This is a genomic window from Blautia sp. AM23-13AC (assembly GCF_003435675.1).
In the GTDB taxonomy this organism is placed as follows: Bacteria; Bacillota; Clostridia; order Lachnospirales; family Lachnospiraceae; genus Fusicatenibacter; species Fusicatenibacter saccharivorans.
Genome location: NZ_QTUL01000001.1, coordinates 20,372 through 42,722 on the forward strand (window position 1 = coordinate 20,372; position 22,351 = coordinate 42,722).

Annotated in this window: 16 protein-coding genes; 12 read left to right on the plus strand and 4 right to left on the minus strand. The window is 48.3% G+C overall.

The window, feature by feature from the left end; translation table 11 throughout:
* Nucleotides 1-87 precede the first annotated feature (87 nt).
* Nucleotides 88-1,776: a heparinase II/III domain-containing protein gene (locus DW642_RS00080; RefSeq protein ID WP_117508910.1), complete on the plus strand. Its 1,689-nt coding sequence runs from the start codon at nucleotides 88-90 to the stop codon at nucleotides 1,774-1,776.
* 113 nt (nucleotides 1,777-1,889) lie between these two features.
* Here DW642_RS00080 and pdxT read toward each other — a convergent pair whose 3' ends face one another.
* Both pdxT and pdxS read right to left on the minus strand, forming a co-directional pair.
* Nucleotides 1,890-2,471 (minus strand): pyridoxal 5'-phosphate synthase glutaminase subunit PdxT, encoded by a 582-nt coding sequence (pdxT, locus tag DW642_RS00085; protein ID WP_117508911.1) that lies wholly within the window; start codon nucleotides 2,469-2,471, stop codon nucleotides 1,890-1,892.
* A complete protein-coding gene (pdxS, locus tag DW642_RS00090; RefSeq protein ID WP_117508912.1) occupies nucleotides 2,471-3,352 on the minus strand; it encodes a pyridoxal 5'-phosphate synthase lyase subunit PdxS in 882 nt (293 codons plus the stop codon). The genes pdxT and pdxS overlap by 1 nt, the downstream gene beginning before the upstream one ends.
* A gap of 157 nt (nucleotides 3,353-3,509) precedes the next feature.
* Between pdxS and pdxR the strand changes: the two genes are divergently transcribed.
* A complete protein-coding gene (gene pdxR / locus DW642_RS00095) occupies nucleotides 3,510-4,964 on the plus strand; it encodes a MocR-like pyridoxine biosynthesis transcription factor PdxR (protein ID WP_117508913.1) in 1,455 nt (484 codons plus the stop codon).
* Nucleotides 4,965-5,054: 90 nt separating this feature from the next.
* Nucleotides 5,055-5,822 carry a GNAT family N-acetyltransferase gene (locus DW642_RS00100; RefSeq protein WP_117508914.1) on the plus strand — a complete coding sequence of 256 codons (768 nt, stop codon included), beginning with the start codon at nucleotides 5,055-5,057 and terminating at the stop codon, nucleotides 5,820-5,822.
* Here the strand turns inward: DW642_RS00100 and DW642_RS00105 are convergent.
* On the minus strand, nucleotides 5,817-6,818 hold the full coding sequence (locus tag DW642_RS00105; protein WP_117508915.1) for a LacI family DNA-binding transcriptional regulator: 1,002 nt from the start codon (nucleotides 6,816-6,818) through the stop codon (nucleotides 5,817-5,819). The two genes, DW642_RS00100 and DW642_RS00105, sit on opposite strands and share 6 nt — an antisense overlap.
* 346 nt (nucleotides 6,819-7,164) lie before the next feature.
* On the opposite strand from DW642_RS00105, the gene DW642_RS00110 reads away from it, so the two are divergent.
* Complete coding sequence (locus DW642_RS00110) at nucleotides 7,165-8,919, plus strand: glycoside hydrolase family 13 protein (protein WP_117508916.1); 1,755 nt, start codon at nucleotides 7,165-7,167, stop codon at nucleotides 8,917-8,919.
* 204 nt (nucleotides 8,920-9,123) lie between these two features.
* Here DW642_RS00110 and DW642_RS00115 read toward each other — a convergent pair whose 3' ends face one another.
* Nucleotides 9,124-10,524: a sodium-dependent transporter gene (locus DW642_RS00115; protein WP_117508917.1), complete on the minus strand. Its 1,401-nt coding sequence runs from the start codon at nucleotides 10,522-10,524 to the stop codon at nucleotides 9,124-9,126.
* Nucleotides 10,525-10,714: 190 nt separating this feature from the next.
* On the opposite strand from DW642_RS00115, the gene DW642_RS00120 reads away from it, so the two are divergent.
* From DW642_RS00120 to mutL, 8 genes are all read left to right on the plus strand, one after another.
* Nucleotides 10,715-11,227, plus strand: a complete 513-nt coding sequence (locus tag DW642_RS00120; RefSeq protein ID WP_117508918.1) for a MarR family winged helix-turn-helix transcriptional regulator — start codon at nucleotides 10,715-10,717, stop codon at nucleotides 11,225-11,227.
* On the plus strand, nucleotides 11,217-12,947 hold the full coding sequence (locus DW642_RS00125; RefSeq protein WP_117508919.1) for an ABC transporter ATP-binding protein: 1,731 nt from the start codon (nucleotides 11,217-11,219) through the stop codon (nucleotides 12,945-12,947). The genes DW642_RS00120 and DW642_RS00125 overlap by 11 nt, the downstream gene beginning before the upstream one ends.
* Nucleotides 12,947-14,581 carry an ABC transporter ATP-binding protein gene (locus DW642_RS00130; RefSeq protein ID WP_117508920.1) on the plus strand — a complete coding sequence of 545 codons (1,635 nt, stop codon included), beginning with the start codon at nucleotides 12,947-12,949 and terminating at the stop codon, nucleotides 14,579-14,581. Before DW642_RS00125 ends, DW642_RS00130 begins: the two co-directional genes overlap by 1 nt.
* A 188-nt stretch (nucleotides 14,582-14,769) precedes the next feature.
* Entirely contained in the window at nucleotides 14,770-15,867 is a 1,098-nt protein-coding gene (locus DW642_RS00135) for a hypothetical protein (RefSeq protein ID WP_117508921.1), read from the plus strand.
* 22 nt (nucleotides 15,868-15,889) lie between these two features.
* Nucleotides 15,890-16,555 (plus strand): hypothetical protein, encoded by a 666-nt coding sequence (locus DW642_RS00140; RefSeq protein ID WP_055228134.1) that lies wholly within the window; start codon nucleotides 15,890-15,892, stop codon nucleotides 16,553-16,555.
* An 18-nt stretch (nucleotides 16,556-16,573) separates the two neighbouring features.
* A complete protein-coding gene (locus tag DW642_RS00145; RefSeq protein ID WP_117508922.1) occupies nucleotides 16,574-17,341 on the plus strand; it encodes a hypothetical protein in 768 nt (255 codons plus the stop codon).
* 280 nt (nucleotides 17,342-17,621) lie between these two features.
* Complete coding sequence (gene mutS, locus DW642_RS00150) at nucleotides 17,622-20,258, plus strand: DNA mismatch repair protein MutS (protein WP_117509147.1); 2,637 nt, start codon at nucleotides 17,622-17,624, stop codon at nucleotides 20,256-20,258.
* Between the two features lie 55 nt (nucleotides 20,259-20,313).
* Nucleotides 20,314-22,344: a DNA mismatch repair endonuclease MutL gene (gene mutL, locus DW642_RS00155; protein ID WP_117508923.1), complete on the plus strand. Its 2,031-nt coding sequence runs from the start codon at nucleotides 20,314-20,316 to the stop codon at nucleotides 22,342-22,344.
* Nucleotides 22,345-22,351: the final 7 nt, after the last annotated feature.

Consider the following 22,351-nt stretch of genomic DNA (forward strand, 5'->3'; position numbering starts at 1 on the left):
GAACAAGAATTGCAGCAGTATCTTTTCTAATATGAAACAGAGCTTTCAAGAGAAGCCGAAACGCTTTCTCTTTTGGATTTCCCTGTTTTGACAGAGGAGCTTTTTTCTCTGTTTGAAAAGACGGGGAACCGGCTGCGGTATGAAGAAGCTTACTTTGGACGCCGGAAATACCTCGTTGCTTTTGCGTTCAATGCATTGTTTGCAAAAGAGAGGGACATTTCTATGGATCTTTCCGGCCTGGAATGGGTTCTGGAGCAGATTTGTGCGGAAACTTGCTGGGCGCTGCCGGCACATGTGAAGCGGAAAAAGGATGAAAAGTGGAAGATTACATTGGATCTTTTTGCGTGCGAGACTGCACAGTCACTTCTGGAAATTGCGTTTCTACTTCGAAACGATCTGCGGCCGGAGTTACTGTGTCGGATCTGGAAGGAAAGCAGCAGGAGAGTGTTGCAGCCGTTTCTTATACAGGAAAACGGTGCATTCTGGTGGGAAACGAGTAAAAGTAACTGGAATGCTGTTTGCTGTGGATCCGTAGGAGCAGCCGCCTGCTATGCATCTGAGCTTTTTCCTGTTCTTTTTCCGAATGCGGAAAGCATCGAGAGTATCAATCAAAACTGTGAACAGATCTTGACGCGCGTGACCCGGGATCTTTCCTGCTTTCTTGCGAGCTTCGGCGAGGACGGCGCCTGCATGGAAGGTCTTGGCTATTGGGAATATGGAATGAGTTATTTTTCCATGTTCGCGGAACTTCTGAAAGAAAAAACGGGCGGGAAAACTGACTTGCTGGATGGAAAAAAGCAGCGGAAAATCATGGAATTTCAGCAGAAATGCTATTTCCCGGGCGGAAATACGTTAAGCTTTTCTGACGGAGACAGCAAAAGCCGTTACCGGATGGGACTTACCTGCCATTTTGCAATGCTGGATCCAAATGTTAAAATCCCGCCGCTGGTACGGGCAATGCATTTTGGGGAAGATCCGTGTTATCGCTGGAATGCCGCATATAGGGACTGGATCTGGACGAAGCAATATCTGAATGTGTTAAAAAGCAGGTCGGACGGTTCCGAGAATGCTGCAGAGGAACGGGTATGTTCCGGCACGTTTACTTATCTGGCGGATGCCGAATGGGCAATTGCAACTGGAAAGCATCAGACCGCATTCGCAATCAAAGGTGGAAACAACGGGGAGCCGCACAATCATAACGATGTCGGCAGCTTTCTGTATTTTATCGGGGAAGAAGAAATTATCAGTGATCTTGGAGCCGGAGAATACACGAAAGCATATTTTGGCCCCGAACGATATTCCGTACTCTGCTGTAGTTCACGTGGCCATAGCGTTCCGATTTTGGATGGAAAGGAACAGTGCAAAGGGGAAACATATCGTGCCGATGCAGTGAATTACTCCGAGACAGGAGAAATTTCGATTTCCTTTGCTGGGGCATATGAGAAAGAAAGCAGGAAAAAACTGATACGGACTGCTGTTTTTTGCAGGGAAACCGGTGAACTTCAGATCAAAGATTGCCTGAAGACCGCTCCTTTGGATAATGGCTTCACGGAAAATCTTGTCACACGGCAGAACGTAAGTCGGGAAAAAGACCGGATTCGAATCGGTGACAGGGGAACTCTGAAAATAGATGGTGTTTCTCCGGAAAAGATTCAAATTATTCCATGCATTCATAGAGATCATCAAGGAAAAATGGAAACTGTGTTTCTGATTCAATGGGAAGCTGACGGAAAAGAAAATATCTGGCGAAGCCGATTTGTACTTTGCCCGGAATAATACAAAAGCTCCTGACGTTGTTAGAAGGAAGATATTCAGTGAGGCTGCATTGCGGTACGAAAACAGAGCAAAAGATTGTGCAAATGAATTTACCATTTGCACAGTCTTTTGCTTTATACGTTGCTGATCATCGAAAGAAATGTCTTATGAATCCTCATATCCGGGTCGAGTTCCGGATGGAAGGAGAAGGCCATCTGGTTTTTGTATTTTACACCGACGATCCGCTCTTCCACAACCGCGAGCACTTCCACGCCGTCCCCCACAGATGCGATATACGGCGCACGGATAAACGTCATCGGCACTGTTCCAATGCCCGCAACCGGTGCTTCTGTGTGGAAGCTGCCCAACTGGCGGCCGTAGGCATTCCGCCTGATGCACATCGGAATCGTGCCGAAATACTGTTCCGGCTGTCCCTTGATCTGTCCTTCGATCTTTTCGGCCAGAAGAATCGCACCGGCACAGGTCGCGAGAACCGGCATACCGTTTTCAATCTGGCTTTTCATGGTATCGAACATGCCAAGCTCCTTTAAGAGCTTTCCCTGAACGGTACTCTCACCGCCCGGCAGTACAAGCGCATCGTAAGGCTCGGAAAGATCACGGGCCTGCCGCAGTTCGATGCATTTCGCGCCAAGCTGCTCTAATACTTTTTCATGTTCTGCAAACGCACCCTGCAGTGCAAGCACTCCAATTTTCATTATTTTCCTCTTTCTGCCATCAGTAAGGCGATTTCCTGCTCATTGATGCCGACCATAGCCTCGCCGAGATCAGCGGAGAGTTCTGCGATCAGTTTCGCATCGGTGTAGTTGGTAACGGCTTTTACGATGGAAGCCGCACGTTTTGCCGGGTTGCCGGATTTGAAGATACCGGAACCAACAAACACACCCTCTGCTCCAAGCTGCATCATCAGTGCTGCATCGGCAGGAGTTGCCACACCGCCGGCTGCAAAGTTGACAACCGGGAGACGGCCGTTGTCATGAACATACTGAACAAGGTCGTACGGAACCTGCAGGACCTTGGCTGCCTCAAACAGCTCATCCTCACGCATGGAGGTCAGTTTCTGGATTTCGCTGTTCATTTTTCTCATATGGCGGACGGCCTGTACGATATCGCCGGTTCCCGGCTCACCTTTGGTACGGATCATGGATGCGCCCTCATTGATCCGGCGGAGTGCCTCACCGAGATCCTTTGCACCGCAGACAAACGGTACTTTGAAGCTTCGTTTGTTGATATGGTAAACATCATCTGCCGGAGAGAGAACCTCACTCTCATCAATGTAGTCGATTTCGATGGCTTCGAGAACCTGTGCCTCTACAAAGTGGCCAATGCGGCATTTTGCCATAACCGGGATGGAAACGGCTTCCTGGATGCCGCGGATCATTTTCGGATCACTCATACGGGAAACGCCGCCGGCTGCACGGATGTCTGCAGGAATCCGCTCCAGTGCCATAACGGCACAGGCACCAGCTTCCTCTGCGATGTGGGCCTGTTCCGGTGTGGTAACATCCATGATCACACCACCTTTTAACATCTGTGCCAGTTCTTTGTTCAGTTTGTATCTCTCATTTGTTGCTGTCATAATAATCTCCTCCCTGCCTGATAAATATCAGGTGATAAATTTTGTTTCTGTTTTGGCTTTACTTTTGTTATGCCTCACAGTATACTGGTAAAGTGACTATAAAAAAATTGCCAAAACAAATATATTCAGTAAGGTCAGATGAGAGGAGAACGGTTGGATGCTGACGTATAATTTTGCGAATATAGGGTCAGATTCCCTGTATGAATATTTATATAAATGTATCAAAAACGACATATTACTGGGAAACATCCGCCCTGGAGAGAAGCTGCCGTCGAAACGGACGTTTGCAAAAAATCTGGGTATCAGCGTCATTACCGTCGAGAATGCCTATGCGCAGCTTGTTGCGGAAGGCTATCTGTACTCCATGCCAAAGCGCGGATTTTATGCGGCTGAGCTGGAAATTGAGGATTCCATGCGGGATGCGGTGCCAAAAGAGATTCTGCAGGTGGCAAACGGGGAGACTTCCTATTTTGCGGATTTTTCCAGCAATCAGACGGACAGCGAAATTTTTCCGTTCACAATTTGGACGCGGACGGTGCGTGCTGTTCTGAATGATAACCGGATCCAGCTGATGATCAATTCCCCGTGCGCCGGGATTTTAAAGCTGCGCAGTGCGATTGCAAAATATCTGCGCGAGTTTCGTGGAATGCAGGTGCTGCCGGAGCAGATTATTGTCGGCGCAGGAACGGAGTATCTGCATAACATTCTGATTCAGCTTCTTGGGAACGATCTTGTTTATGGAGTAGAGGATCCCGGGTATCACAAAATTGCGCGGATTTATGAGAGTATGAAGGTGCGGTACGCGCCAGTGCCGCTCGACCAGGACGGTGTTTCGGTGCAGGAGCTGGAAAAAAGATCGGTTGATATTATTCATACATCCCCGTCCCATCACTTTCCGACTGGGACAGTCATGCCAGTCAGCCGCCGTTATGAACTGCTCGGCTGGGCGGCAAAATCAGAGCATCACTATATCATTGAGGATGATTACGACAGTGAGCTGCGTCTCGGCGGAAAGCCGTTTCCAACGCTGCAGAGCATCGATGTATCGGACAAGGTCATCTATATGAATACGTTTACAAAAACACTTGCTTCTACGGTACGGATCAGCTATATGGTGCTGCCGCAGACACTGGCAGAGAAATTTTACCGCGAGCTGTCGTTTTATTCGTGTACCGTTTCCAACTTTGAGCAGTACACACTGGCAGAGTTTATTGAGAACGGCAGTTTCGAAAAACATATCAACCGGCTGCGGAACTATTATCAGAACAAACGAGATCTGATTTTGCAGGCGCTTGAAAAGAAGCCGCTCGGTGATTACGTAACCATCGAAGAGGAAGAAGCAGGCGTCCATTTCCTGATGCATCTTTGCACCGATCAAAAAGAAGAGGAGATCGTCACGCAGGCGAAATCCCGCGGCGTAAAATTAAAGCCGCTCTCCGGCTATTACGCAGACACAGCGGAGGCGGCAAAGCAGGAAAATACGTATGTCATGAATTATTCCTCCATTGATCCGGCAGCAATGGAGCGGGCAGCGGGAGTGCTGCTTCATATTCTACGGGCGCATATGACGGAAAACACATTTGAGGCAGAGATGAAAAAGAGCCAGGAATAATCATAAATTGATCCACAAAAATAACTGCAGGGAATGAGCTTCTCTGATGCCCAGCAGTTTCTATTACAAACTCATAAAGGAGAAAAGCACATGACGAATCGTGAAATGATGGAGATTGCCATGAGGCAGTCTGCGGAAGATATGGGATGCCGCGTGGAAGATTTCAAGGCGGACAAAAATGTTGTTGTTCCCATAAAATTAGGAAAGAAGGCCCGCAAATATTTGAAAGAGCCTATTACCTGCAATCTGGTTTCCTATGGAAGTAATATCATGGCGGCTTCCATACCGGAGACTATGGATCTGGTATCTGCGTATGTAGACAAATTCGAATTTTACCACTGTTTTGAGACACCAAACATGCATTGGCTGAATGAACGTTTAGCTGAAAAAGGTCACAAAATATGTTTCATGGCAGAATACTATCTGCCGGACATCAGCCGGATACCGACTCTTTCCTGCGCCTATGAGACACGAGTATTGACACAGGAAGATTTTGCGGATTTGTATCTGCCGGAATGGAGCAATGCGCTTTGCGAAGATCGGAAGAATCTGGATGTACTTGGCGTCGGCGCATATGATGGAAGCACGCTGGTGGGACTTGCCGCCTGTTCTGCCGATTGCGACGATATGTGGCAGATTGGTGTGGATGTCTTGCCGGAATACAGACGACAGGGGATTGCCTCTGCACTGACAAGCAGACTTACAAAAGAGATCATAAACAGGGGAAAAGTACCTTTTTACTGTACCGCCTGGTCTAATGTCAGATCTGTAAGAAACGCTGTTAAAAGCGGTTTTATTCCGGCATGGGTAGAAATGACTGCAAAACCGGCAAATATTGTTGATGAGATGAATTTATGAAGGAACCTTTCCTGTCGATTCCCGCTGAATCAGCTGTGCATGCAACAAATATGTACTGATCGGGATGTGATTGAGAAGACTTGACAATGCAAAAAATCCACTTTTTCCGAGCTCCAGCCGATCTTGTCTGATGGTCGTAAGGGGCGGTGACGTACAAGCGGCAATCGGCAGGTCATCAAATCCGATAATGCTGATATCATCAGGAACCTGGAATCCCAGCTGCTGACATTGCGTGAGCGTTGCACTAGCCAGGGTATCCTGGTTGCAAATAATAGCAGTGATTCCATTTTCCAGGAAACGGGGAAGGTGCTTTTCCATACATTCTGACAGATAATAAGAACAGCCGATCGTAGCAGGAGAAGTCTTCAGTCCGTGCTGGTGCATGGAACGGAGAAAGGCAGCATGGCGTGCCTGGAGAACCCGGGCACCGAGGGAACTGCTCAGATAGGCGATCTTCCGGTGTCCAAGTCCGGCAAGATAAGAGACGGCAAGCTCCATTCCCTCCTCATTATCAATACCTACATAAGCGGTGGAAGGATTCCCTACTATATAGTTGTCGAAAAGAACAGCCGGTGTGCGGCTGATTTTAAAGTCCTGAATCCAGGGATCGCTCAGGGAAAAGCCGACTACAAAAGCTCCTATATAATCATGCTCCAGCATGAAAACATCATAATGCTGGCTTCTTTGGGTCTTAATATCAACAGGCACAATTTCAACATCAAATCCGGCCGGTTCTGCCATCTGACGAAAACCCACCAGGATATCATAGGCAAAATGATGCGGTTCCTGATACCGCATATTCTCTTTTTCTATTATAATACAGACTTTTCTTGTCGGTTTCTTATAACGCCGCAGCTTCGTATAACCCAGAGCCACGGCAGTTTCCAAAACCTGTTTCCGTAAAGCTTCGCTGATATCAGGCGCGTCATTGAGCGCTTTGGATACCGTGCTCTTGGAAACTCCCATTTTATCAGCAATATCCTGAATGGTAGTCATAATCGGCAATCCTTTCACAAAACAAAAAATGTAAACTCCCAGCTATCATAGGTGTCAAAAGACCTTTTGATCCCGGTATCATTATATAAAATCATAAGATAAAAAGCAATCAATACCTTGAAAAAGAAATGTTTCGTTAAGTTTTGAAAAAAGAAAGCATCCTGCACAAAAATCATCCTGAAAATTATCTGAATTTTACGAAAGCGCAGGGAAAAATGGAAATTGATTGACGAAGAAATAAAAAAGGCTTATAGTAAAGATACGAAACAATACGAAACAAAAAAAGTGATCGTGTTTCTTACAAGGATGCAAAAACAGCCTTAGAGCTATGCGGGAGGAAAATGAGATGGAATTTAGCGGTGTATACCATAAAACTTCAGAACAGATGAGTTATGCTCTGGATGAGGACAGACTGATTGTCAATATCAAGACAGGATATGACGTAAAACAGGTTTTTATCCATTACGGCGATCCTTACGAAGCCGGAATTTTGGGCGGAAAAGAAAGGTGGATCGGGAAAAGAGAGGAAATCATATATAAAAAACGTCTGCCTTATCAGATCTGGTGGACAACAACGCTTCTTCCGGAATACAAAAGATGCAAATATTATTTCGAGTTGCGGACGGAAAAGGAAGTCTGGTATTATTTTGAGGATGGTTTCCTGACAGAAGAACAGCTCCGGATGGATGGCCGTATGCAGCAGTGCTTTATTGTACCCTGGATGAACCCGGCAGATATCAATCGCACACCGGCATGGGTAAACGAAACGATCTGGTATCAGATTTTCCCGGATCGGTTCTGCAACGGGACACCGGAAAAAAACGGAGATGATATCACACCCTGGAGAAATCACGGAACCGTAACAAACGAAGAAAAATTCGGAGGAAACCTGGAAGGGATCCGTCAGAGATTATCGTATCTGCAGGAACTTGGGATTACCGGTATTTATCTGAATCCGATCATGAAAGCAGAATCCAACCACAAATATGACACGACCGATTATACAAAAATAGATCCGTTTTTTGGCGATGCGGATACAATGAAAGTGCTTTGCAGAGAAGCACATGAAAAAGGAATCCGCATTATGGTAGATGCAGTGTTTAATCATAGTGGAAGAAAATTTGAGCCGTGGATAGATATCCTGGAGCATGGAAAAGAGTCTCGTTATGCGGACTGGTTTATGGTAGAGGACTGGGAACAGGTTCAAAAAAGGGGAGATACCAGAGACCGACGGTTCTATTCCTTTGCATTTACAGACGGGATGCCAAAGCTGAATACAAACAACGAAGAGGTGATACAGTATTTCTGTAAAATCTGTGAGGACTGGGTACGGGAGTTTGATATCGACGGAATTCGTTTCGATGTAGGAAACGAAGTGTCGCACAGGTTCTTAAAGCGGATAAGGGAGCATTTAAAAACGATAAAGCCGGATATTTATCTTCTGGGGGAAATCTGGCATGATGCAAGCCAGTGGCTGCAGGGAGATGAATATGATTCTGTCATGAACTACCCGCTGCTGAGCGGAATCCATGATTTCTTTCTTGATAAAACAATGAAAAAAGAAGAATTTGAATATATGGTAAACCGTTGCTATACCATGTATATGCAGCAAAATAACGATGTACTTTTTAATCTCCTGGATTCCCACGATACCGAGAGGCTGATGAACCGTTTTCACGATCTGGACAAGTTCTACCAGCAGCTTGCAATCCTTTTTACGCTTCCGGGAAGCCCCTGTATTTATTATGGAACGGAGATCGCAATGGAAGGCGCTCATGATCCGGACTGCAGAAGATGTATGCCTTGGAGTGAAATTGAAAGCGAAGAGAATCAGAAAAAAATTGCAACGATGCGGAAACTGATCATGCTTCGAAGAAATGAAAAAGTGTGCAGAAGCCTGCATTTCCATTTTCCGAATGGTTATGAAAATGATCGGTGTGTAGAGTATATTAAACTAGACGAAGAGGGAAATAAAATCGAAGTTCTGCTCAACGCATCGGATGAGGAGATAAAAGTAAAAGGAGACGGGGAAGTACTTTTTGCCCGGGAATTTGATGGAGAGATACTTGGTGTAAATGGAACGTTAATTCGCAGGATGTAAGGGTTTCACCTGTTAGAAATATGTGCAGACAGGCACAAAAAAAGCATGTTTTCTGGAAAAGCCACCGGAAAACATGCTTTTTTGATCTCTTGACTCGCCAAAAACATAAGTAAGGAGCCATTTTTCGAAGGAAAATGAGCGGATTACGAATGTTTTTGAAGATTGCGTGAGTGCAAAGCACATAGCAATCTGGTATCGCAGTGATCAGACGTTTAAAATACCGAACGACTGCAGCAGCAGCGCGGCAAGGAGCACGGGTGCAATAAACTTCACCATGACGATATACAGCCTCTTTCGACCGAACTTATATCCTCCCAGCGTCACCTCATCGATGATGACCTGCGGCTTTACAACCCATCCGATCAGAATACAGGAGAGAAGTGCAACAAGCGGCATCAGAAGGTTATTGCTGATAAAATCCATGACATCCAGGATCTGAGCCGTTGCGCCATTTGGAAGCTTCAGTTCAAAATAAAGCGCATTGTAGCCGAGGCATACGATGATACCGACGAGACATGCATAAACGGTTACAATAACCGTGCTTTTCTTTCTGCTGATGTGAAATTTGTCGATCATACAGGAAACAATGGACTCCATGACCGATACGGAAGATGTAATGGCTGCAAAGGAGACCATAAGAAAGAAAATGGTTCCGATTACGCCGCCTGCTGCTCCCATGGACTGAAAGACCTTCGGCAGGGAGACAAACATCAGACCAGGGCCAGCGGACATACCCTCTGCTCCCATAAAGGTAAATACAGCAGGAACGATCATCAAACCGGCAAGCAGCGCAACAATGGTGTCAAAAATCTCAATCTGATTGATCGATTTCATCAGGTTTGTTTCTTTTTTTACGTAGGAACCGTAGGCAACCATGATACCCATCGCAACGCTGATCGAAAAGAAAAGCTGTCCGAGTGCATCGACAAAGACGGTGAAAAATTTCTGCGGCGTCATTCCCTTAAAATTCGGAACGAGATAAATTTTCATACCCTGCAGTCCCGTACGGACGACACCGTCTGCATCGGTATGGGTCAGGGTCAGAGAAAAAACAGAAATTCCGATGATTAAAATCAGAAGGATCGGCATCAGAATTTTGCTGTAGTTTTCAATTCCCTTATTGACACCACGATATACAACGAATGCGGTAAGAAAAAGATAGATTCCCAACCACACAATCGGCTGCCATGTACCGGTAATATAGCCGGTAAAGTAACCATCCTCGGCAGCAGCAGTGCCATGTCCGGTGAGAAACACAGACAGGTATTTTAATACCCAGCCGCCAATGGAGCAGTAGTAAGGCAGGATGACAACCGGCACGATACTGGCGAGAAGGCCAAGACCGTTCCAGCCCGGGTGAATTTTACCGTAAGCGACAAGCGGACTTTGTCCGGTTTTTCTTCCGATGGCAATATCAGTTGTCAGCAGGGTAAATCCAAAGGTCAGAGCCAGTACGATATAAACTAAAATAAAGGTTCCGCCTCCGTCTTTTGCGGCAAGATAAGGGAAACGCCAGATATTTCCCAGTCCAACCGCGCTTCCTGCAGCAGCAAGCACGAAGCCGATCGATCCGGTAAAGCTGCCGCGCGTATGTTTCTTTTCCATATAAGATACATCTCCTTATTGATAGACTGACTGTTTTTAACAGCCGAATACTTCTATTATAAAGTTCGGACGATACTTCGTCAACCAGAAGATCTATAGATTGACAATTTCGATTAGTTGTACTATCATCTAATTAGTTGTATATGCATCTATTTGAAACAGATCGAGAATGGACAGGAGGAACAGAAAAATGGATCCAACAGAACGGAAAATAACAAAAATAGCGCGGGAAGCCGGGAAATTTACGGTGCAGGCAATGAAAGAAGAAGGCATCGGTACGGCAGAATTTGACTTTATCCATCTGGTGCGCCATCATCCAGGCATCACCCAGACGGAAGTGCGCGAACAGTTAAAGATTGATAAAGGAGCCGCTGCAAGGCGCGCTGCAAGCCTTGAGACAAAGGGATATCTGATCCGGAAACCGAATCCGTGGGACGGCAGAAGCCAGCTTCTGTATGCTACGGAAAAAGCAGAATCCTTGAAAAATTCCAAAGCGGAAATTGAAACATTCTTTTACGAATGGCTGCTTGCAGAGCTTCCGGAAAAAGAGGCAGAGAGCTTCTGCGAAACACTGGACAAGCTGTACTGGAAATCGAAAAAAGAACGGCAGAATCATTTTGCGGAACTTTCAGAAATTTTAAGGGAAAAAACAGATAAAACAATAAAAGCAACAGCAGAAGGAGGCAGCGGCGATGAAGGATGAATCCTTTCGCCCGAACCGGGTACTCTCTTACTTTCAGGAAGAATGGAAAACTCTCTTCTTTGTTGCGGTTTCCGGTCTCATCTATAACCTGGGACTTCTTGCAGGCCCCTGGTTTGAGGGAAAAATGACAGGAAAGCTGGTTGATCTCCTCGGCGGCACAGGAACCTTCCACCAGATGCTGATGCTGGTCACGGCCTATGTCGTGAGTATTGGCATTGTGCAGGTTTCCCGCTATTTCAAACGGTTCTATGTCAGAAGATTTGCCAACAACGTCAACCGGCATATGAAGCAGATTCTTTACGGAACGCTGGTTCGCAAAAGCCGTTTGGAGCTGGAAGCAGAAGGTACCGGAAATGTACTGACGAAGGCCATTCTCGATGTAGACGATTGCGTAGAAGGAATGCGGAAATTTACAACGGAAATCTTTGATACCGGTGTTGCTCTTCTCGCCTATGCGTGTATGCTGCTCTGGTACGACTGGCGCCTGGCGCTGCTCTGCATGATTTTCCCACCCATTTCCTACGTGATTGCCGAAAAGATGAAGGTCATGGTACAGAAAACGGGCGCTGCCTATAAGGTACAGTCGGGTGCATTAAGTGCTGCAACCCTGGAACGTGCGACAAATGCCATCACGTATCGTGTCTTTGGCTGTGAGGAGGACAGAAAGGCCGCTTATGAGGAGAATCTTTCGGCTTACGAATCTGCCGCTGTGCGCGCCAATATCTGGAACACAGCTATGCCGCCGATTTATCGTATGATCTCGATGACGAGCATTCTGTTTATCCTGTATTTTGGAGGCAGGAACGTCCTGCATGAGGGGTGGACACCGTGGAACATCGCCGTATTTACCACGTTTTTGTCCTGCTACACAAAGCTTGCCACCAAATCATCGAGCGCTGCGAAGCTTTTTAATGCGGTACATAAAGCGCAGGTTTCCTGGAAACGAATCAAACCTTTGCTGCAGAATTCCAAAACAGAACCGGAGCTTCCAGCCGCAGCGCCTGCAGAGCTTAACGTCGATCACCTGCATTTTGCCTATCCAAACGGAAAAGAGATCATCCATGACCTGTCGTTTCAGGCGGCTCCTGGCCAGATCATCGGTGTGACGGGACCTGTCGCATGCGGAAAGTCAACGCTTGGAAAGACTTTTCTCTGCGAGTCGCCGTATGAGGGAAGCATCACCTTCGGCGGAAAAGAACTTGAAAAAATGGAAAAAGCAGACCGGAACCGCATGGTCGGTTATCTTGGCCATGACCAGGAGCTGTTCCATGGAAGTGTGGAAGAGAATATCCGTCTCGGGGGAAAAGAGGGCGCAGAGGAGATGATCCGAGTCGTCTGCCTGGAAGATGAAGTGAAAGCAATGGAAAACGGAATCCATACTCTGGTCGGAACGGGCGGTGTCCGCCTCTCCGGTGGTCAGGCGCAGCGCCTTGCCCTTGCGCGAACCCTGTACCACAAACGGCCGGTTCTGGTTCTCGACGATCCGTTTTCGGCACTCGACAAAGAGACGGAGGCACAAATTTTTGTAAATTTAAAGGAGCTGGCAAAAGACTCTATTATAATCCTCATTTCCCATCGCCTCTATCTGTTTGATCAGATGGATCAGGTCATCTGGATGGATGAGCGCCATGCGAAAGTCGGCACACATGAGGAACTCCTTGCAACAGTTCCGTCTTACGCAGAGCTCTGCAGCAATCAGAGGAAGGGAGGCAGCTTTTGATGCAAAAGAAAGAATCTGTATTGCGGGTAATCAAAGAAACCGTTCGAAAACACGGCGTTTTATCAGCCGCACTTTTGGGAGTCGTCTGCGGTGCGGTTATTTTCGCACTGCTCCCGCCTCTTGTGCTGGCACAGCTGATTGACCTTTTGACAAAGAAGCATACCCTCTGGATGGAAGGAATTCTGCTGTATTTCGGACTTCTTGCTCTGACGGGTCTTCTGGAGTCGGCACGAGAGAGTCTTCTGACGGTATTCGGCCAGAAAATTACACATGCACTCCGAAGCAGTCTGATGGAAAAGTTCGGACGCCTTTCCACCAACGAGCTGAACCGCCAGGAGCCGGGCGCTCTCGTATCAAGATTTGTCGGTGACGTCGACACAGTGGAAAACCTGTTTACCTCCGGGATCATCAGTATGTTTGCTGATGCGTGCAAAATCTTAAGCATTCTTGCCGTCATCTGGGTGACTAATCGTGGACTTACGATTGTTCTGATTATTTTACTCCCTGTTCTGTTCCTCTTTACCCGTTACATCCAGAAAAACATGCTGGCCTCCCAGATTGCCAATCGCCGTGCAGTCAGCCGTGCTTCGGGTCACGTTCCGGAGACGCTGCACAACATCCGTACCATCCACTGTCTGCAGAAAGAGACGTATATGGAGCAGCAGTATGCGCACTATATTGATGACAGCTACAGCGCAATGGAGAAGACCAATTTTTACGATGCCGTCTATTCTCCGGTCATCCTGATTTTAAATGCCATTGTTGTTGCTGTTGTCATGCTGCTTTCGGCCTCCGGCAATTCGACCGTTTTAAAGCTGTTCGGCATGTCCGCCGGAACCGCCGTTGCTGTTATAAACTATATTTCCCAGATCTTTGCTCCGGTCGAAAGTCTTGGTATGGAAATCCAGACAATTCAGTCTGCGTTTGCCGGTATGGAAAGAATCAATGAATTTTACAGCCTGGAAGAGAAGAAAGAGCCGGCTGCGCTGACTGAAAATACAGATTACGGCATAGCGGCTGAGCTAAAAAATGTGACGTTTGGATATGACGAAAGCCAGGTCATCTTAAACGATGTAAGTCTGCAGATCAAAAAAGGCGAGCAGGTAACACTTTTGGGACGAACGGGTGCCGGAAAGAGTACTATTTTCAAACTGCTGCTCGGTTTATATGAGCCACAGAAAGGAATGGTTCTGATTTGGGGCGTTCCATCTGTCGATCTGCCGGATGCGAAGAAACGAAAGGTTTTCGGCTATGTGGAGCAGTCGTTCCACATGGTGCCGGGATCGGTAAAAGACCAGATTACTTTGTATGATGCAAAGATTTCGGATACAGATGTAAAAAAAGCAGCAGAGCTGACCGGACTTGCAAAGACCATCGAGGCGCTTCCGGACCAATATGATACGATCTGTACACAGGATCTCTTCTCACAGGGTCAGTGGCAGCTCCTCTCGATTGCCCGTGTAGCCGCAGCGGAGCCTGAAATTCTGCTCCTCGATGAGATTACCGCAAACCTTGATGCAGAGACGGAAAAAATGGTATTAAATGCATTGCAAAGGGTTTCCAAAAACCGTACCGTAATTTCCATTTCCCACCGAACTATGGCAGAAACGGGACGCGTGATTCCAATTTCATAATTTCTTTTCGTTCATTAAATTTTTGAAACAAAGCGTGCCGGATGCATTCTGACAAAAAAAGATGCGCCGACACGCTTTCTTTGTCCCGCCAGGCAGAACAAAATAGAGCGGAGGAGCGAGTTTCAATTGACACAAAAAAGGGGAGCAAGTACAATAAAAGTAACGAAAAGAGAGGAGGCGGTATTCAGTTGAAAAAGAGAAAATGGAAATTCCGCATCGCAGGCGGCGCTGTCACGCTGCTGGGCATCTATCTGATGGCGGTCGGCTACGGAGAGACGATCACACTCACCATCGCCACGGTTGTCCTGATTTTCGGCATTGCCATCTGGTCCATGGCAACCCCGGAGAACTACAATTCCATGACGGATATGATTGCCATGATCTCCATGGAGAAGCCGCGGAAAATCGAAGAATTTTATGAGGCTTACAAGAACGTCGATACACCGTTCGGTTCTGCATGGCTTGCAAAATTCTACACGATGCGGCAGAAAGCACTCGTTTTCGGACCGGACGCCAAGGGAGAATATCTCTACTTCTGGCTGACCAAAGACGGTCATGTCGGTTATTTGGGATATTCCTTCATCGAAGGCTTTATCAAAAAGAAACTCACCACACCCGTGTATCCGATTCATGAAGATGTTGCAGAGAACCTCGCAGACCATCTAAGCTACCATTCCGATCTGATGATGTTCCAGAGCGAATTAAAAGCGAATCTGGAGCATTTCGTCAAAACTGGAACGGTACAGCCGTTTCAGAAGATTTCGGCGTCCCAGATTTACACTTTCACGGAGGATTACCGCCTGACGGGCCAGCATTTCGATCTGGAGGATACAGACGGAAACCTGGTTTACGAGATCGACAGCACCGTGCCGCTGAAAACATTTTATATCTACGATGCGATGCACACCGAAATCTTCCGTATGACGAAGGAACTGCTCCACGCGCTGCCGACGTACCGTTTTTATCTGTACGGCGAGCCGTATGGTGTGTTGAAAAAGCAGTTTGCACTCGTACGGGATCAGTTCTCGATGGAACTGCCGGAGGGAAAACTGGAACTCCGGGAATACGCCGGCTCCATCGGCCACAATTACTCGGTAAAACTGAACGGAACTATGATCGGCGCCATCGTCGACAATATGGATCTTACCGTCGGAAACATCATGTTCGACAATGCGTTTCTGATTGTCTACGATGCAAAATATCTGCCGCAGCTGACCGCACTCGCTGTGATGGCGGCAAGAGAACTGGCACGCGACAAAGACGGCGGTCTTTCCAATCGGTCCTGACAAAAGAAAGAGAGGGGAATCTATGAGAAAAACGACAAAATTGTTTTTGGGTTTTACAGCAGGACTTCTGCTTCTGTGCGGCTGCTCGGCGGCAGAAGAAAAGTTAGGGTATGAAAACGCGGATGTGGCAAAAGAAGCCCTTGCATCGGCTTCGTCCGTCCGCATGCGCTGTGATCTGGATAACGTTGACGCTTCGGGAAACATTTATGCGGATGAAAAGGCTGCCGCGTATATGAAAAACAGCGGTCTCTTTGATCAGACCTGGACGATCTCTATTTCCGGCGAAGAATGGTTCCATATGAAAATTGTGACGGACGAAGAAATCAATAAGATGACAAAATCCGCTACTACCTATGCATTCTATGATCCGGACAACAACCTGCTTGGCTATGCACAGGAGCGCGTGACGACACCGGATCAGATGCCGGAAGCGTATTACATTATTTTTCTCGATGCAGATCTGAACGAAAAACCATATTACGCATCAGAGGATGGACATACCATTTATACAGAGGGCGGAACGGTGATCGGTTCTGCGAAAAAAGAGATGGACTGGTCCGGTTCACAGTGCAATCTCTATGTGAACCTGGAGGATAACGGTACGCAGGTGATGGATTTCCAGGATAAATACGCCTTGCTCGATATGATGTACGATGAGGCAAATGAGTATTACAAAGATAACAAGTAAGGCGGAGGAAAAAGGCAGTTGAAAAAGAGAATATATACAGCCGCTGGTCTTTTTCTTGCCGCCGCTCTGGTGCTTGGCGGCTGCGGAAAAGAAAGAGTGCCGGAATCTGAGTTTGCAACTGCGGATGAGGCAAAAGAGGCGCTTACATCGGCAGAAACCATAGAAATCTACTTTGACCTGTATGGAAGTAAACGAAAGACGAAGATTGTGGCAGACGGAAAAGTGGCGGGCTATCTTCAGAAGAATACGGTCTATATCAACGAGGAGGAGTGGTTTTCGATTGACTATGTGGAGGATGAGCCCATCAATGACAGAGAAGGCTCCGGCACGACGTACGGCTATTACGACGCATCCGGTACGTGTCTTGGCTATGCGCAGGAGCAGTATGTGGATACCTCCTATGGAAAAGATACAAGACTGATTTTCCTTGATGTAGATGAAACGCCGCTCGATTACCAGAGTTCGAGAAGCGGCAGGATTCTGTATGATGAAAATGACGAGGAGATCGGCAGCGGAAAGATCGGGCGATCAGGGGTCAGTCTTCTTGACCAGTGGTACACGAATCTTTACTGTGCCGTCTTTAAGACCGAGACGGACGGCACGCGGCAGATTGATTTCATGGACCGGATGGCGATGCTGTGGCGTCTGGAGCGCGATTACCGCTCAATTGACGACAATCCTGTCAACACCGGCGTGCAGATTTATGAAACGGTTGCCGTTGTTTTTGTGCTGATCCTGTTGATTGGTTCGTCTTTCTCAAAATGGAGACAAAAAAAGAAAAATTAAAGGGAATGCTCGCTTCCTGGACGGCTGGTTTTGAGAAAAAACCACTGACAGGAAGGGGGCATTTTATACGCTTGTGAATCTTGCACAATTTCTGGTTTCATGCTAAAATTGTGCAGGTATGACGTTTGTTATACTTCTTATATTTATTCTTGAGAAAAGGTATGAAATACAAATGAACGATACAGAAACAAAAAACACAGCGGTAAAAGCGCCGGCACTGATGTCCACGCGGCCTGTGACAGCACAGGATGCGCTGGATCAGTGTGAGAAGCTTTCGCCTATGATGGTACATTATTGCCAGACGAAGACGGGCTTGACTGACCCGGCTAATACCATTTTGTTTTACCGCTTAGGTGATTTCTACGAAATGTTCTTCGAAGATGCCACCCTGGTATCCAAAGAACTTGAGCTTACGCTGACCGGAAAGGACTGCGGCATGGAGGAGCGCGCTCCGATGTGCGGTATCCCGTATCACGCTGCAGAAGGGTATATCAACCGTCTTGTAGAGAACGGCCATAAGGTTGCGATCTGCGAGCAGATGGAGGACCCAAAGCAGGCAAAGGGCATGGTAAAGCGCGAAGTCATCCGCGTTGTCACACCGGGTACGACGCTGATCCCGCAGGGACTTGATGAGACGAAGAACAACTACATCATGTCGATCGTCTGCATGGAGGGATGCTTCGGTATCTCTACGGCAGATATCTCCACCGGCCAGTGCCTCGTCACGGAAATGGACAAGCCTCGCCGCCTTGTGGATGAGATCACGAAGTTTATGCCGGCGGAAATCATCTGCAATCAGTCGTTCCTGCTCTGCGGGATCGATGTGGAGGATCTCCGGACCCGCCTTCATATCTGCGTGAATGCATTGGAAGACTGGTATTTCGACGATGATATCTGCCGCCGTACGCTGCAGGAACAGTTCCATGCTGCTACGATGGAAGGCCTTGGCATCGCCGATTACAACTGCGGAACAATTGCAGCCGGTGCGCTGTTCCAGTATCTGCACGAGACACAGAAATCGGATCTGTCTCACATGAACTCGATTACACCGTATGTGACGGACAAATATATGCTGATCGACAGCTCCAGCCGCCGGAATCTGGAACTGGTGGAAACGCTGCGGGAGAAGCAGAAACGCGGCTCCCTCCTCTGGGTTCTCGACAAAACCCGCACGGCGATGGGCGCGCGTCTTCTGCGAAGCTACGTGGAGCAGCCATTGATCGACGAGGATGAAATCAATGCAAGACTCGATGCTGTAGAGGCTCTAACGGGGCAGGCGATGCTCCGCGAGGAAATCCGTGAATACCTCCGTCCGGTTTATGACCTTGAGCGTCTCGTCGGAAGAATCAGCTACCAGTCCGCGAATCCGCGTGACCTGATCGCCTTTAAATCGTCGCTGCAGATGCTGCCTTACATCAAGCAGCTCTTAAACTCGTTTGACGGCGGCGCTTTGGCGCAGATTCAGGAGGATCTCGACCCGCTGGAAGACCTCTATCAGCTTGTCGATGCGGCAATCGTGGATGATCCACCGTATCTGATGCGCGACGGCGGTATGATCAAAGACGGCTACAACGAGATGGTCGATAATTACCGCCATGCAAAGACAGAAGGAAAGCAGTGGCTGAGTGAACTTGAGGCGAGTGAGCGGGAGAAAACCGGTATCAAAAACATGAAGGTCAAGTACAACAAGGTATTTGGCTATTATCTGGAAGTTACGAACTCGTTTAAAGACCTTGTACCGGATTACTATACCAGAAAACAGACGCTGACGAACGCCGAGCGCTACATCACACCGCGTCTGAAGGAGTTGGAAGATACGATTCTTGGCGCAGAGGACAAGCTGTACGCTCTGGAATATGATCTTTTCTGTACGGTGCGCGATACGGTTGCCGGTGAGGCGGAGCGGATTCAGCGCACGGCGCAGGCTCTGGCACGGCTCGATGTGTATGCATCACTTTCCTACGTTGCCGAGCACAATCACTATGTGCGTCCGAAGCTGAACAGCCGAGGAAAGATTGATATCAAGGATGGCCGTCACCCAGTGGTCGAGAAGATGATTCCAAACGATATGTTTATCGCAAACGATACCCTGCTTGACAACGGTGACCACCGCGTTTCCGTCATCACCGGACCGAACATGGCCGGTAAATCGACGTATATGCGCCAGACGGCCCTCATTGTGCTGATGGCACAGATCGGTTCGTTTGTTCCGGCTTCGAAGGCAAACATCGGTATTGTGGACCGGATCTTTACCCGTGTCGGCGCATCCGATGACCTGGCAAGCGGCCAGAGTACGTTTATGGTTGAGATGACGGAGGTGGCGAATATTCTTCGGAATGCAACCTCGAACAGTCTGCTGATTCTCGATGAGATCGGAAGAGGAACGAGTACGTTCGACGGTCTTTCGATCGCCTGGGCGGTGATTGAGCATGTGGCGAATCCGAAGCTGCTCGGCGCAAAGACACTGTTCGCTACGCATTACCATGAGCTGACTGAGCTTGAAGGAAAGCTTCCGGGCGTGCACAACTACTGTATTGCCGTCAAGGAAAAGGGCGACGATATCGTATTCCTGCGTAAAATTGTACAGGGCGGCGCAGATAAGAGCTACGGTATCCAGGTAGCGCGTCTTGCGGGAGTGCCGGAGTCAGTGCTCTCCCGGGCGCAGGAGCTGGTGGAGCAGCTGAGCGATGCCGATATCACTGCTGCGGTCAAGGATCTGACCATGCAGAAGAAACCGAAGGCAAAGCCGGTTCACTACGACGAGGTCGATATGGCACAGATGTCGCTGTTCGATACGGTGCAGGACGATGATATCATCAAAGAGCTCTCGGAGCTTGATATCTCGAATATGACACCGATGGATGCTTTAAATACCCTGTACCGTTTCCAGGGAAAGGTGAAAAACCGCTGGAAATAGGGGAATACTGGATCAGAACATAAGTTAGAATCAATCCGAAACAGAAAGGAACAACATGGCTACCATAGCAGTACTGGATCAGAATACGATCGATAAAATTGCGGCCGGTGAGGTCGTGGAACGGCCGGCTTCCGTGGTAAAGGAGCTGGTGGAAAATGCAATGGACGCCGGTGCGACGGCGATCACCGTGGAAATCCGCGACGGCGGTATCTCGCTGGTGCGGATCACGGACAATGGAAGCGGCATTCCGGCCGAACAGGTGCCGCTCGCTTTTCTGCGCCACGCGACGAGCAAGATCCGTTCCGTGGAAGAACTCGTGCAGATTGCATCTCTTGGCTTCCGCGGCGAGGCGCTCTCGAGTATCTCGGCGGTTGCGCAGATCGAGATGATTACGAAAACGCCGGATGCGCTGACGGGAACGCGGTATGTGATTGAGGGCGGCGCGGAGAAGGCCAATGAGGAGGTCGGTGCCCCGACCGGAACAACCTTTCTGGTCCGGAATCTTTTTTACAACACGCCGGCTCGTCAGAAATTCTTAAAAACGCCGGTTACGGAGGCGAATGCGGTGACTTCCGTTGTGGAGCAGCTTGCGCTGTCGCATCCGGGGATTTCGTTTAAATATATGGTGAATTCACAGGTGAAGCTCCATACGAGCGGCAACCGGAATTTAAAAGAACTGGTCTATAATATTTACGGCCGCGACATTGCGCGGGAGCTGATCGAGATTCACTCGGAAAGCCCGCTGATGACGATCGACGGCTTTATCGGAAAACCGGTGATCTCGAGGGGAAACCGGAATTTTGAAAATTATTACGTGAATGGACGGTATGTGCGGAGCAAGCTGCTCGCCCGTGCGATTGAGGACGGATATCAAACATCGATGATGCAGCATAAATATCCGTTTACGCTGTTCTATGTCCAGATGGATGGAGAGGCGGTGGATGTCAATGTGCATCCGACGAAGATGGAACTTCGTTTTTCTCATCAGGAGGAGATTTACCGTCAGATGCGCGATATGATCTCAGGTGCGCTGAATCACAGGGAGCAGATTGTGAATGTTTCGCTTTCTTCCGACAGGGAACGGAAAGCAGAGGAAAAAGCGGCACGGAAAGAACAGATTGTTGTTCCGGAACCGTTCGAGCAGAAACGGCAGGTAAAAGAAGGCTTTGCACGGCAGTCCCTTCCGGTGGAGCCGGTTTCCAGCCAGAGCAGAAGAATGCCAATTTTCCCGGAGGTGGAACGAAATGGATACCGCGCAGCGAAAACGTATGTGCCGGTTCAGCAGATGACGGGAATGACGCGGGAAGAGGAAGAACTGTTTGAGCCGGGTGCAGGAAACGTGCCAAAGACGGCAGACCTCTCAAACGCGGACGCAATACAGCATCAGCAGGAGCCAGATGCAGCTCCAACGGTATCTTCCATGCCGGAAGAATCCTCATCTGCATCTGCTTCGCCTGAGCCAGAAGGCCAGATGCAGCTCTTTGATGAGCAGTTTCTTACCCCGGAGGCAGAGAAATCGCACCGCATCATCGGCCAGGTTTTCGATACGTACTGGCTGATTCAGTACGGCGAGAATCTCTACATCATCGATCAGCATGCCGCGCACGAAAAGGTACTGTTCGAGCGGATGATGAAAAATTACCGGGAAAAGAACGTCACCTCCCAGATGGTGAGTCCTCCGCTGATCGTCTCCTTAACGCCGCAGGAAGCAGATCTTGTGACCCGTTACATGGACGTTTTCCAGTCCTTCGGCTACGAAATTTCCCCGTTCGGCGGAAAAGACTATGCGATCAACGCCGTGCCGCACAACCTGTACGGTATTGCGACGGAGGAGCTGTTTATCGAGATTCTCGACAATCTTGAGGAGGTCCGCGAAAAGCCGCTGGAGATTTTAAAAGACCGTCTGGCGACGATGTCGTGCAAGGCCGCCGTAAAGGGCAACAATCATCTTTCCTATGCAGAGGCGGAGCAGCTCATTGCCGAGCTTTTGACGCTCGAAGATCCGTATCACTGCCCGCACGGCCGGCCGACGATCATTTCCCTCTCGAAACGGGAACTGGAAAAGAAATTTAAGAGAATTGTGTAGGTGATTT

Bases quoted from the DNA above. Each gene is read 5' to 3' on its own strand.
- DW642_RS00110 (WP_117508916.1), top strand. From the start codon at position 7,165: ATGGAATTTAGCGGTGTATACCATAAAACTTCAGAACAGATGAGTTAT.
- DW642_RS00120 (WP_117508918.1), top strand. From the start codon at position 10,715: ATGGATCCAACAGAACGGAAAATAACAAAAATAGCGCGGGAAGCCGGG.
- pdxT (WP_117508911.1), bottom strand. From the start codon at position 2,471: ATGAAAATTGGAGTGCTTGCACTGCAGGGTGCGTTTGCAGAACATGAA.
- mutS (WP_117509147.1), top strand. From the start codon at position 17,622: ATGATGGTACATTATTGCCAGACGAAGACGGGCTTGACTGACCCGGCT.
- DW642_RS00105 (WP_117508915.1), bottom strand. From the start codon at position 6,818: ATGACTACCATTCAGGATATTGCTGATAAAATGGGAGTTTCCAAGAGC.
- DW642_RS00130 (WP_117508920.1), top strand. From the start codon at position 12,947: ATGCAAAAGAAAGAATCTGTATTGCGGGTAATCAAAGAAACCGTTCGA.
- DW642_RS00140 (WP_055228134.1), top strand. From the start codon at position 15,890: ATGAGAAAAACGACAAAATTGTTTTTGGGTTTTACAGCAGGACTTCTG.
- mutL (WP_117508923.1), top strand. From the start codon at position 20,314: ATGGCTACCATAGCAGTACTGGATCAGAATACGATCGATAAAATTGCG.
- DW642_RS00100 (WP_117508914.1), top strand. From the start codon at position 5,055: ATGACGAATCGTGAAATGATGGAGATTGCCATGAGGCAGTCTGCGGAA.
- pdxR (WP_117508913.1), top strand. From the start codon at position 3,510: ATGCTGACGTATAATTTTGCGAATATAGGGTCAGATTCCCTGTATGAA.
- pdxS (WP_117508912.1), bottom strand. From the start codon at position 3,352: ATGACAGCAACAAATGAGAGATACAAACTGAACAAAGAACTGGCACAG.
- DW642_RS00115 (WP_117508917.1), bottom strand. From the start codon at position 10,524: ATGGAAAAGAAACATACGCGCGGCAGCTTTACCGGATCGATCGGCTTC.
- DW642_RS00125 (WP_117508919.1), top strand. From the start codon at position 11,217: ATGAAGGATGAATCCTTTCGCCCGAACCGGGTACTCTCTTACTTTCAG.